Here is a 12,694-nt window from a genome sequence, read left to right as displayed (position 1 = left end):
GCTGCTAGCCGGCGGTGCTCGCCTGCTTTGACGCGCGCAGGCGTTCCTCGCTGCTCACGAGAGGCCGAAAAGCCAGCTCCTCGGGCGCGTAGACCGACAATTCGCCGCGCCGGATATCGAAATACCAGCCATGCAGGCACAGCCGCCCCGCCTCCACGCGCTCGCGCACCCAGGGGAAAGACATGAGGTTGCGCAGGGACACGAGGATGACGGCCTGCTCGCAGGCCCGACGCCGCTTGTCGTCGGGTTCGCCCACTGTGGCTTCCAACACGGCCCGCACTTCTTCCTGGCAGATGGACATCCAGGGGCCGATGAACTCGCCGCCCGCGCCATGGGCTCCGCCGTCCACCAGCGCCCCGATGCCGCCGCACTGGCTGTGGCCGAGCACGACGATGTGCTCAACGCCGAGTGTCAGCACTGCGTACTCGATGGCCGCGCTCACGCCGTGATGGCCGCCGTCCGGCTCGTAAGGCGGCACGAGGTTGGCCACGTCGCGGGCCACGAACAGGTCGCCGGGAGCGCAGTTGGTGATGATGGCCGGGTCCACGCGCGAATCGCAGCAGGAGATGACCAGCGCGTCCGGGTCCTGGCCGTGGCGCAGCTTGTCGAAAAGTTCCGTGTTGCCGCGGAAATAATCCTGCCGAAAACGCTCGAAGCCGCGGATTAACTTTCCGAGATTCGAAGTGGGCATTGCTTCTCCTGGTAATGATGCATGACTCGTTCAAGAGCTGAAATATATGCGCACATGCCCCCCTGGGCAACAGCGCGAAGCGCGCCGCGTGGGAACTGGGAGAGGGCGCCGCCCTCTCCCAGACCCTCACCCGCCAGGGGGATGATCCCCCTGGACCCCGCGATTTTTCTGATAACCATCCAGCGACCCCGAGCCGTGACGAGCGCATGTCCATGGACCAGCCGAGGCCGGAAAGAGGGATTCCAAAGGGGTCACGCCCCTTTGGCCGCCGGAGGCAGTTTCACGGGAAACCTTGCCCGCGCGGTGAGGCAGGCAGCCTCACCGCGCGGGCACAAGCGGAACTACTTGCCCAGGGTGGACTGCACCTTGAAAAGCACGTCCTTGGGCTCGAACGGCTTGTCGAACTCGGCCACGGCGTTGGGGATGGCGTACTTGAAGCCGGGGTGGCCGGTGATGACGATGATGGGAATGGCCTTGTCCGTGCCCTTCTTGGTCAGCTTGCGGTTGAACATGGGGCCGGACACGCCGGGCATCTCGATGTCCAGGGTGATGAGGTCCGGGTTCTCCTGCTCGATGGCCTTCATGGCCGCATCGCCGTCGCCGGCGGTGACTGTGGCGTATCCAGCCTCGGTTAGGATGTCGGACAGGTAGTCGCAGATGTTCTGGTCGTCGTCTACAATGAGGATCTTCTTGGCCATGATGCACCTCTCACGATCTTGGCTTACTTGGGTTCTTGGGTTCGCTTGTATGGCTGGAAGCCGCCTCGGGCGAGGCGGCCGTTGCCGACAGTATGACCGGGAAACGCAGCAGGAAGCAGGTCCCGGGGCCTGCGGTGGGTTCCACCTCCACGTTCCCGCCGTGGTCCTTGACGATGCCGTAGGTGATGGACAGCCCGAGTCCAGTGCCCTTGCCCACCTCCTTGGTGGTGAAGAAGGGCTCGAAAATCTTCTCGCGCAGGGCAGGCGGCACGCCCACGCCCGTGTCGCGAATGCGGATGAGCACCCAATCGTCCTGGGCCGTGGCGGTCAGCATGAGGCGCTTGTCCGCCGGACCGGCCTCCACGGCCCAGGAGTCGGAAGCGTCGGGCCCACCCGCGCATTCCGCTTCGAGGGCGTCGCGGGCGTTGATGAGTATGTTGATGAAGACCTGCTCCAGCCGGTTGCGGTCGGCCAGGATGTCGGGCAGGCCGTCGTCCAGCTCGAAACGGACCTCGATGCCGCGCAGGGCGAACTGCTCGCGGAAGATGTCGAAGGCCCTGCGCAACACCTCGCCGGCCTGCACGGGCTCGCGGCGCAGATCGGACTTGCGGCCGAATTCGCGCATGTGGTTGATGATGTTCGCTGCGCGGTCCACGTGCTCGGCCATGAGCTCGGCCACGTTGCGCAGGGTTCCACTGTCAGGGGCCTGCCCCTGACCGAGCTTGCGCAGGATGAGGTCCACGCCCGACTGGATGACCGTGAGCGGCTGGTTGAGCTCGTGGGCCATGCCCGTGGCCATTTCGCCCAAGGTGGCCATCTTGCTGGCCTGGATGAGCTGCTGCTCGGTTTCCAGGCGCTTGGTGATGTCGCTGGTGGTGACCAGCAGCACCTTGCGGCCGGGATACTCGCAGCGCGAGGCGCGGATGGCCACGTAGAAGGCCTGGCCGTTCTTGCGGCCGTGGCGGGCCTGGTGGATGTGGCCCGAGCGCAGCAGGTCCGCGGCTATGGCCTGCTTGTCCCCGTCGCGGAACAAATCGAGGAAGCAGGTGCCTACCAGCTCGTCATGGCTGAAGCCGTAGGAGGCCGTGGTCCTGGCGTTGCAGTCGATGATGGCCAGGCTCTCGGTATCCAATAGAAAGATGGAGTAGGGGAAGTCGCTGAAAATGGCGTGGTACTTCTCCTCCGAGCGCTTGAGCTTTTCTTCCAGCGCCTTGCGCGAGGTGATGTCCAGGCACATCTTGATGGCCCCCACGATCTCGCCGCTGGCGTCGGTCACGGGCGCGGTGGTCACGATCCAGTGGGCCAGGGAGCCGTCCTTGTAGGCGCCGGTCTCCTCGCTGGTATGGAAGCGGCCGTCGGCGAAGGTCTCCTCCACCGGGCAACGGACGCATTTGCAGTCCCTGCCCCAGAAGGCCTGATAGCAGCAGTCGCCGGGCTTGACCTTCATGTGCTCCGAGAAGGTCCTGTTCCAGCTCACCAGACGGAAGTTGCGGTCCAGCACGGCCACCAGACAGGGCACGCCCTCGAAGATGTTGCGGTACATCTCCTCTGGCCGCAAGCCGCCGAGGGATGGGCAGGCCTGCAGCTCGACCATGGGCTTGCTCTTGTTGGGCAAGATCGCCTCGCTCACTGGCAGGCCTCCCGCGCTATCTGGCGCTCGGCCGGATCCATGGGCCGAATGTCGGCCTTGAAGCGGGGCACGGCCACATGGATCGTCGTGCCCTGGCCAAAGGCTGATTCCACGCGCACCCGCCCGCCGTGCTGGGCGATGATCCGGCCCGAGATGTACGTGCCAAGACCCGTGCCCTTGGCGCCCTTGGAGGAGAAGAACAAGGTGAACATCTTCTCGCGCGTCTCGCGATCCATGCCGATGCCGTTGTCGTTGATCTCGAAATAGACAGCCTCGGCGTCGGCGCGCGCCCTCAGCACGACCTTGTGCCCGGCCTTGGAGGCGTCGCTCGTGCAGGCGTCCATGGCGTTCTCCAGGAAGTTGACCATGGCCGAGGACAGGGCCACCTCGTCGATCTCGAAAGCGCCCAGGCTCCCCGCGAGGTCCAGGCCGAAGGACAGTCCCTGGCGCTCGGCCTTGGGGCCGACGATCTCAGCCAGCGACTGGGCGAAGCCCGCCACTTCCACGGACTCGTGGTTCAGGTGGCGCGACTTGGCGTAGTACAGGATGTCCAGCACGAGCTTCTTGATGCGCCCGACCATGGAGGTCACCACGGCCCAACCTTCCACGACCTTGGCCTGGTCGCCCTTAGCCAGCCCGCGCTCGACCTTGTACACGCCGCCGTCCAGGGCCGTGAGTAGCCCCTTCACGCCATGGGACATGGAGCCGATCATGAGTCCGAGATTGGACAGGTGGTCCTGGAGCTGTCGGAGCTGGGTGATGTCCGTGGCCATCTCCATGACCTCCACGATATCGCCCTTCTCGTCGCGGATGGGCGAGGTGCGGATGAGCACGTTGATGGGCTGGCCTTCGCGGTCCGTGACCACGGTCTCGGTCTCCACGGTGTGGCCTTCCTTGACCGTCTTGTGCACGAGACATTCGGTGCAGGGCCGGTCGCGGTGCTTGTAGACCTCGAAACAGCGCTCGCCCACGCCAGCGCCGAAGCACTCGCGGAACATGCGGTTGGCCTCGCGGATGCGAAAGTCCAGGCCATGCACTGAGATGAAAGCGGGCGAGGCGTCGAATATCTCCTGGTACTTCTGCTGGGCGGTGCGCAGCTCGTCCTGCAAGCGTTTGACCTCGGTCACGTCCACCGAAAACTCCAGCACGAATTCGACCTTGCCGTCGCGGCCCGTGATGGGTGCGGTGTGCACGATGGCCGGAATCTCCTGGCCGCCGCGGTCCACCAGCAGCTCGCGCCTGCGCTGGCCCTTGCCCGTCTCGATGGCCATCCACACTGGGCAGCCGTTGCCCCGGCCCAGACGGCCCGAATAGACCTCCCAGCTGTTGCAGCCCACCTTGTCGCCAAGGCGCTCGCGGTACAGGCGGTTGGTGGCCACAATCTCCAGGTAGCGGTTATGCACCGATACGAAGCAGGGAATCTCGTTGAACGGGCCGGGAGCCTGCCCGCCCTCGCCGCCGGAGTTCGCGGCGTTGCCTATGTCTCCGGCCAGGGCGCTCATGGCCTCGGTCAGGCTCTCCACCACCTGGCCCACGGCCACCTGGCGCTCGAGCTCCACCACGCGGGCGGACTTCTCCGCCACCAGGCGCTCCAGGTTGTCGGTATTGGCCTTGATTTCGCGGCGCATAGACAGCTTGTCGCGGGCGCGCTTGAGGGCGATCTGCAGGATCTCGTCGCGGATGGGCTTGGTCACGAAATCCACGGCGTCGAGCTGCAAACTCTTGATGGCCAGGTCCAGATCGCCGTGGCCCGAGATCATGATAACCTCGGCGTCGATCTTACGGGCCTTGATGTTGCGCAGGACCTCGATGCCGTCCATGCCGGGCATCTTGATATCAAGCAGCACTATGTCAGGCGCGAGCCAGTCGAAGAGATTAAGCCCTTCCTGGCCGTCGGCCGCGGTATGCACGTCGTAGCCCAGATCGGCCAGTGACATGCCGAGCATGCGGCGGATACCTTCCTCGTCGTCGATAAGCAGAAGCTTCATATTCATCGCCATGATTCTCGGCTCAAGGTGGGAAAGCCGGGCAACTCCGGCGATCCCGCAAATATTATTCCATGGATTCATCCACTTGGAGCGCATCCATACAACGCTATGCGCATACTCCCTCGCAGAGAGCCCGGCCGTGATCTTTTCCACCGCGCCATTCCCCTGGACCCGGCGGAATCGCCCTTACTCACCTGCGGGGGTGGATTTGGGCCGACCTGCAGCCAGCATACATGCTCCATAGATTGGTTTATAAACCAATCCACTTGATTACTCAACCAATTTTCATTCACCTTTCAAAGCATACGCAAAGCCCGGGGCCCAGCGACAGGCATTACAGGCTTCCCGCAAAGCTGCCTTTTAGAGCAGATCGCTTTTTAAGACGCCCGCTCCGGAGTTGACGGCGCAAATGAATTGCGCCTACGCCGAAGCTAGCGGCAAGCCATGCCGACGCATGCCTTGCAGAGCATTTTCAAAAGCAAAATGCTCTAACCCTCAATTGCATGTGGCGGGCCAATACGGAAGATCGCCTATCGCGCAACACCGCCGCAGCCTGGAATCGGCATTGCCGGCAGCTTGCGACGCACCGACCGCATTGCGCAACGTGTTTCGCAACGGCTTCAGGCATTGCCGGACCACTTTCGCGACGAGCGGTTTTCAAGTACAGGCTGGCCATGGACACCAAGATTAACCTGCTGGATCTCTCCCTGGACGAACTGCGCGGCTTCATAGCCGAACTGAGAGAGCCACGCTTCCGGGCCGAGCAGGTCTGGCAATGGATGTGGCAGAAGGGAGTCAGTGATTTCGAAGAGATGAGCAACGTTTCCAAGGCCCTGCGCACCAAGCTGGCCGAACATGCCGTAATACTCCCGCCGACCATCGACACGGTGCGTGAAAGCGACGACGGCACGGTCAAGTTCCTCCTGCGCCTGGCCGACGGAGCGCTCATCGAAACCGTGCTGCTCCCGTCGAGGACGCACTACACCCAATGCCTGTCCACGCAGGTCGGCTGCGCCATGGGCTGCGCCTTCTGCTCGACCGGAACCATGGGCCTCGCGCGCAACCTGGCGCACTCCGAGATCTGCGGCCAAGTCCTCTTGGGCAGGAAGTGGCTGGAGCAGAAAAACAGCCAGGACAAAGGGGAACGCAGCCTGCGCAACCTCGTGTTCATGGGCATGGGCGAGCCGCTCATGAACTACGACACGCTGGTCAAAAGCCTGCACACCCTGCGCGACGACAAGGCCTTCGGCTTCTCATCGCGGCGCATGACCGTGTCCACGGCCGGCGTGCCCGGCAGGATGACCGAACTCGTGACCTCCGGACTGGCCCGACTGGCCGTGTCACTGCACGCGCCCACCCAGGAGTTGCGCGAGCGGATCATGCCCAGGGCCGCGCGCATGCACCCGCTCCCCGCGCTCATGGAGGAGTTGAAAAAGCTGCCTCTCAGGCCACAGGAACGCACCACCTTCGAGTACATCCTGATCGGCGGGCTCAACGATACGCCGCAGCACGCCCGCGAGCTGGTGCGCCTGCTGTCCCACGTGCGCGCCAAGATCAACCTCATCGCCTGCAACCCGGCCAAGGACTCGCCCTTCGCGGCTCCGACCATGGAGGCCATAGAAGCCTTCCAGCAGGTCCTGCGCGACAAGGGCCTGGTCGCCATGCTGCGCAAGTCCAAGGGCCAGGATATCGAAGCTGCCTGCGGACAACTGGTTACCCAAAAGCAGAAGGAACAGGCCCGGACCGAGCAGGCTGACGCGTAAGTGCAAGATGCCTCCGGCTGCCGGGAGGGGAATCCTCCTCATTCAGGAGAGGATTACAGAGCAAACGTCCTCTCATCCTCCAGTCGCCCCTCGCAAAGGAGACGACTGGAGGACATCAACATGGACATCGCCGCTTCCTGATTTCTGTCCCGCCCACATAAGAGGCTGTTTTTGAGCCGTTTCGCATATGATCGAGAAGCGATCTCATAAGTCAGCCCACCCTCTCACGCATTACGCGCGGATTGAGACTTCTCGTTACCCCTGACAACGTCCCCTTGGTAATTCGGACGATCTTTCAAAGCCTTGTCGGAATCATCCGATGCAATGCGTGTAATACTTAGAAATTAAATACTTTTACGTGCATAACCGCATGCGGGAATATGGGCGTGAGCGAGTCCAGGATCACGCCCGGAGGTGTCTTCCGTCCGCACGCGCAGGCGAAGGAGGTTCGCGGGAAAACTGCAATATAGACCGTTACTAGCGACTTGGGCCTGGCCGGAAAGGTCATGTCGCCCGTTGATATGCATAGTGTGCCATCCTTCCACAGGTATGCTAACCTCAACCTGTTATTCTATAGGGGCTAAGGAGCACCGAGGGTGAATGAAGCTCGGGAGGGCAAGCATCGTTTCAGCAAGCGTGGGGGCGCCAACCAAACCCGCTCCCGAAGGAGCGGACAAATCAAAAGGAGTTCCTATGGCTAGCATTCATCCCGACAAGGCGATGCCGACAGTAGGTTCGGTGTCAAGACTTTCTTGGGGAGCCGTATTCGGCGGAACGGCGCTGGCGATCACGACTCTCATGCTGATGGTGCTGCTTGGCATGGCCATCGGCTTTTTCGCCCTGAACGTGGCCACGGAGGAGAACCCATTGGGCGGAATGGGAGTAGGCTCCTATATATGGTGGGTGCTGAGCTGGATTGTCGCGCTTTTCTTCGGAGGCTGGGTCACCAGCAGATTCGCCGGATTGCAGCGCACGAACGATGGCATGCTGCATGGCTTCGTCACTTGGGCCCTGACAACACTGGTTATCTTGCTGCTCCTCACCAACATCATTGGAACCGTGGTGGGAGGGGCATTCAGTGTCGCAAAGAGCGCCCTCGGCGCGGCTGGGCAGGCCGTATCCGCGCTGCCTGGTCCTACTCAGGCCATCCCCGGGCAGCAGAATCCGGTTCAGACCATCATGCAGGAGGCCCAGCAGACTATCGAGCAAGTCCGGCAGAAGGGCGGCGAACAGGCAGTCAACGAACTTACGAACGCCATTCGTGAAGTGTTCAGCGATGCCGAGATCACGCAGGCGGATCAACAGCGCCTCGCCGATCTGCTCGGCAAGTACACCGACATGAGCCAACAGGAAGCCCAGTCGACCGTGAGCCGCTGGGTATCATCCTTCCAGCAGGCAAAGCAGCAGCTTGGGCAGGTCGGGCAGCAGGTGGCGCGAACCGCGGAGGACGTGGCCCAGGCCCTTGGCCAAGCGGCGATCTGGGCTTTTCTTGCCCTGCTGCTCGGAGCCCTGGCCGCAGGCCTGGGTGGGCGAGCCGGGCGGGTTGGAGGCGCTGTCTCGATATAGATCCTGCGTAAGGGTAACTCCTATTATGGGACCCTGCACATGAACTGAGCGCAGAGACAGGAGCACCGTATCCAATACGGCCCTGGCGGAAACGGATTCAGGAGCGCGTCCGCTCCGTCGGACGCAGGATTGGGAGAGGGTGCTACTCTCTCCCAAATGCAAGCAGAGCCGGCTGATTTCGATGGTTCTTCCATCGAAATCAGCCGGCTCTGAATATGGGGTCCAGGGGGCCGCGCTCCCTGGTGGGTGGGGTCTGGGGAGGGCAACGCCCTTCCCAGCTCTTACGCCTTGTATCTTAGCGCGACGGAATGGACTCGACCGGCTCGCTGAGCAGGAACTTGCCCTGTTGAATCCATTCCTTGAGTTTGTCGGCGACCTCCAGGGACATTACATGGCTGGTAAGGGGCACCGTGGGCACGCGCTTGCCGTCAAGCTTGATCTCGCCGGATTTGAGTTCGCTGAAAGGCGCGTGGGCCAGGATCTTGTGTATTCCGTTGGGATAATCGTGGCCATAGTCCTTGACCGGCATGAGGATGTCCGAATCGGCCACGCCGGTGAACCAAGCCAGCTCCTCGTCCAGGATCGGAATAGGAATGCCCACGCCCAGGGACAGCGAGCAGCCGTAGCCCAGGAAACTAATGCCGCGCAGATAGCGTTCCTGCATACCTTTCAGATCGCCCTTGACCATGAGCGTGCCCGAGGGCGTGAGCGGGATGCCCCGCTCGTTGCGCTGGGGCTTGGAATTGTGCTGGGTGCCCGCGCCGATGACGTAGCCGATGCCGCCGCCCAGGAAGATGCGTGTGCCCAGGCCGATGGTGCGCAGGTACGGATCGTTGAACAGCGGGGACAGTTCGCCGGCGGTCGCGAAGTTGCAGTTGCGAGCATCGGGCTTGAGCGGACCCATGTACGTGTAGATGGTGCGGCTGGTCAGGTTCACGGCCGCGTTGTAGTTCTGGTAGCAGTTGCGCGGATTCAGCAGCTCGGCAAAGGGCAGGTCGGCCAGGGTTATGTCGCGCTCCACTACCTTCCTTGGGTAGCAGTCCGTAACGTAGCTCTCGGCCTTCAGGTGCACGCTCTTGCCCGCGACCAGATCCTCGATGACATGGCCTCCGCCGTAGTGGAAGCGTCCGGGATAGACCTTGTTGAGCGGATCGTCCTCGGTTGGCTCGGTGGCTCCGATGTATCCGTCCACGGCGGCGATTCCGCCGTAGGCCGGCACGTTGTTGAGCTTGATGCGGCTGGCCCTAATGACAGGCCCGCTCTGACCGATATTGAAGAACAGACCCGAGGAGCACATGGGCGAGAAGGTGCCGGTGGTGACCACGTCCACCTCGCGGGCGGCCTTAGCCTTGCCCTCGCGGCGAACGATTTCGGTCATTTCGCTGGCGTTGACCACCACGGCTTTGCCTTTTTTGATGCGCTCGTTGATTTCGGCAATCGTCCTCAGGGTCTGGCTCGCTCCGGCCATTTCCTTTCTCCCAATAATAAATGGATTATTTTGAAAATACTCGTTTAGAGCTCTAGGATTGTAAATTCGGCCTGTTTTTTAGGACCACGCAGGGGGATACGGGCGCAAAGGAAAACTTGGCTAAAAACTTGTTTTAGGCTAAAAGGATGCTTAAGAGAGGCTGGCGCGCCGTGCGCCCGAGAGCTGGCCTGCTGCAGGCCGCCTCACCGCTCCCCCCCTGGGAGTTGAACACTTACGCGACCTCTGTTCAGTTTTCAATAACGATAGGCGAATATTAGTGTCCAAAGCCTCTCTCAGGAAGCACCTGTCCAAATTTTTCTCCGACCCGGAGCTCAAACGCTGGTTCGATCCCCTGAAGGTGGACGTATCGTCGGATGAGAAGCGCGTGTGCGTGGCCTTTCCGCACGCATTCTTCGGCGACTGGTTCGACACGCACGCCCGCAGCCGCTTCGAGGCGGAGGTGGCCCGCTTTTTGGGACCCGGTTTTCTTGTGCGCTACGAGAATAGCGCCGGCATCGGCAACCGCCCGCAACATCTGGCCATGAAGCCAGCCCAGAGCGTGAACTTCCCTTTTGGCCACCAGTTCACTTTGGATAACTTCCTGGTCAACCGCAAGAACTCCTTTCCCATAGCCTCGGCGCGGGAAGTGGCCACCAAGGGCAACAGCACCTACAGCCCTTTCGTCATCTGCGGCGAAGCCGGCTCGGGCAAGACGCACCTGCTGCGCGCCGTGGCCAACGAAATCAGCAAGTCATGCGGCATCGAGCGCATATTCTCCGGCTCCGTGGAGGACATGAACCAGCTCTACGCCTCGCGCTTCAGAAACGATCCGCACAAGGCCAGGAACCACCTGGGGGCCTTCGATTACCTTTTCGTGGACGACCTGCAGCAGATCAGGAACCATCCGGACCTGCAACAGGAACTCATCCTGATCTTCAACGCCCTCCACGACCGCCGCAAGCAGATGGTCTTTTCCTGCACGGGCCGACTTTCCAGCTACGACTTCCTGGACCCAAAGCTCAAGTCGCGCCTGGAATGGGGCCTCATCGTGCACCTGGAAGCGCCCGACTTGGACATCCGCGTGCGCTACATCCAGCAGCAGCTCAAACTACGCAAGCTCCAACTGAACCAGGAACAAATCCTGACCCTGTCTCAGCGCTTCACGGATTTCCGTTTCTTGCAAGGCATCCTGCTCAAGCTGTTCGCCTTCAAGGAGCTGATGAACCGCGACATCCGCGAGCGCGAGTTCGAGCAAATCCTCAGCCACACCGAGGACGTGACCAAGCCGGCCCTCACGCCCGAGGCCGTGCTCAAGGCCGTGGCCGACCACTTCAAGCTGCCGGTCAAGGACGTCACGGGCAGCCGCCGGCACCAGGAAGTGGTCATGGCCAGACAGATGGCCATGTATCTGTGCCGCAAGCTCCTGGGCAGCTCATATCCGGCCCTGGGCCGGCTCTTCGGCGGCAAGGACCACTCCACTGTTCTTTACGCCGTGAAAAAGATAAAGGAATTGCAGCAGGATGACCCGGATATGAAACGCCTGTTGATAAGTTTACGCGAGAAGTGCCTCTCTCAGGAGGAAATCTGAAATGTCGCCTTCCGCGATGCTCGAAAGTTCCTTTAGGGTGCCTTACCGTGTTCCTTGTTTCTCCTGTTTAAATAGACAGTTGATCCACTTATGCACGAAGTGACCGCCCTCTACAGCTAACAACAAGGAGATATCATGTTTGTAAGAGTATTCCGAGATGATATCATCGAAGGCCTGCAGAAGTCGGCGAGCATCATCCCGGCCAAGACGGGGGCGGCATTCCTGAGAACCATCTGGCTCAAGGCAGAGGACGGGGCGCTCAAGATCATGGCCACGGACTCGAACCTGGAGTTCTGCGGCAGCTATAAGGCGGAGATCGTGCAAGAGGGTCTGGCCGGCGTACAGGGCAGGGCTTTCTACGATCTGATGCGCAAACTGCCTTCTGGCCAGATAACCATCCGCACCGATGAGGCCACCAAGAATGCTATAATCGAGCAGGGCAGCCGCAAATACAAGCTGCCGGTCAACGATCCTTCCTGGTTCCAGAAGTTTTCCGACTACCCGGAAAGCGGCGGCGTTTTCTGGTCGGGCGATTTCCTCCAGGAGCTCATCGATCGCGTGGCCTTCTGCATCAGCGACGAGGACACCATGGAGGCCATCGCCTGCATGAACATGGTGGCCAAGGACGTGGAAGGCGAGAAGGTGGTGGAAGTTTGCGGCCTGAATGGCCATCAATTCGCCATGGTACGCTTCGTGAATGACGACATCGCCGGCTTGCTCCCGGAAAACGGCATCCTGGTGCAGAAGAAATACGTCTCTGAACTCAAGAAATGGCTGACCGCCGACGAGATTGAGCTGGCCATAAGCGACAAGCGGTTGTTCTGCCGCACCGGTGACCGGCGCGAGACCTTCAGTCTGCCGCTGTCCTATTATCAATATCCGGACTATCAGGGCTTCCTGGCCAAGGTGCAGGGCAATGGCGCGTCATCCCTCAGTTTCGCGCGCACGGAAATGATCGAGTCACTGGACCGCATCATGATTTTCAATTCCGAGACCAACCGCTGCGTGAACTTCGTGTTCAACGGCCAGGAGTTGACGCTCTTTTCCCAAGGCCAGGACGTGGGACAGGCCTCGGAGTCCATTCAAGTGGTATTTGCCGGGGAGTTGGAGAAAATCGCCTTCCCGACCCGCAACCTAATCGAGATTCTTGGGCATTACAGCTCCGACCAGGTGAGCTTCACCCTGACCGGCTCCGAAGGCCCCTGCGGCATCAGGAGCGAACAGGACAAGGACTACCTGGTCATCATCATGCCCATGAAGATCGTCGAAGAGACTTACTTTAAAGAGGAAAACGACTAATCC

9 protein-coding genes are annotated in these 12,694 nt (G+C 61.2%); 4 read left to right on the top strand and 5 right to left on the bottom strand.

Annotated features, from left to right (window positions below):
* Window positions 1-4 precede the first annotated feature (4 nt).
* The 4 genes from H585_RS20870 to H585_RS0105325 all read right to left on the bottom strand — a co-directional run bounded on the left by H585_RS20870 (window position 5) and on the right by H585_RS0105325 (window position 5,019).
* Window positions 5-691 carry a carbonic anhydrase gene (locus tag H585_RS20870; protein WP_034627197.1) on the bottom strand — a complete coding sequence of 229 codons (687 nt, stop codon included), beginning with the start codon at window positions 689-691 and terminating at the stop codon, window positions 5-7.
* A 341-nt stretch (window positions 692-1,032) separates the two neighbouring features.
* On the bottom strand, window positions 1,033-1,389 hold the full coding sequence (locus H585_RS0105335) for a response regulator (RefSeq protein ID WP_027367064.1): 357 nt from the start codon (window positions 1,387-1,389) through the stop codon (window positions 1,033-1,035).
* A 10-nt stretch (window positions 1,390-1,399) separates the two neighbouring features.
* Window positions 1,400-3,019: a PAS domain-containing sensor histidine kinase gene (locus tag H585_RS0105330; protein WP_027367063.1), complete on the bottom strand. Its 1,620-nt coding sequence runs from the start codon at window positions 3,017-3,019 to the stop codon at window positions 1,400-1,402.
* Window positions 3,016-5,019, bottom strand: a complete 2,004-nt coding sequence (locus tag H585_RS0105325) for a hybrid sensor histidine kinase/response regulator (protein WP_081678590.1) — start codon at window positions 5,017-5,019, stop codon at window positions 3,016-3,018. Before H585_RS0105325 ends, H585_RS0105330 begins: the two co-directional genes overlap by 4 nt.
* Window positions 5,020-5,681: 662 nt before the next feature.
* Here H585_RS0105325 and rlmN point away from each other — a divergent pair.
* Complete coding sequence (gene rlmN / locus H585_RS0105320; protein WP_027367061.1) at window positions 5,682-6,770, top strand: dual-specificity RNA methyltransferase RlmN; 1,089 nt, start codon at window positions 5,682-5,684, stop codon at window positions 6,768-6,770.
* A 738-nt stretch (window positions 6,771-7,508) separates the two neighbouring features.
* Window positions 7,509-8,336: a hypothetical protein gene (locus tag H585_RS0105315; RefSeq protein ID WP_138708165.1), complete on the top strand. Its 828-nt coding sequence runs from the start codon at window positions 7,509-7,511 to the stop codon at window positions 8,334-8,336.
* Window positions 8,337-8,631: 295 nt separating this feature from the next.
* Here H585_RS0105315 and H585_RS0105310 read toward each other — a convergent pair whose 3' ends face one another.
* Entirely contained in the window at window positions 8,632-9,804 is a 1,173-nt protein-coding gene (locus H585_RS0105310; protein WP_027367059.1) for a homocysteine biosynthesis protein, read from the bottom strand.
* Window positions 9,805-10,081: 277 nt separating this feature from the next.
* On the opposite strand from H585_RS0105310, the gene H585_RS0105305 reads away from it, so the two are divergent.
* Entirely contained in the window at window positions 10,082-11,392 is a 1,311-nt protein-coding gene (locus H585_RS0105305) for a DnaA ATPase domain-containing protein (RefSeq protein WP_027367058.1), read from the top strand.
* A 135-nt stretch (window positions 11,393-11,527) separates the two neighbouring features.
* Window positions 11,528-12,691, top strand: coding sequence for a DNA polymerase III subunit beta (dnaN, locus tag H585_RS0105300; RefSeq protein WP_027367057.1), 1,164 nt, complete (start codon window positions 11,528-11,530; stop codon window positions 12,689-12,691).
* Window positions 12,692-12,694: the final 3 nt, after the last annotated feature.

The sequence above is a fragment of the Desulfocurvibacter africanus subsp. africanus DSM 2603 genome (assembly GCF_000422545.1).
In the GTDB taxonomy this organism is placed as follows: Bacteria; Desulfobacterota; Desulfovibrionia; order Desulfovibrionales; family Desulfovibrionaceae; genus Desulfocurvibacter; species Desulfocurvibacter africanus.
This window is presented reverse-complemented; position numbering and strand designations above follow the sequence as displayed.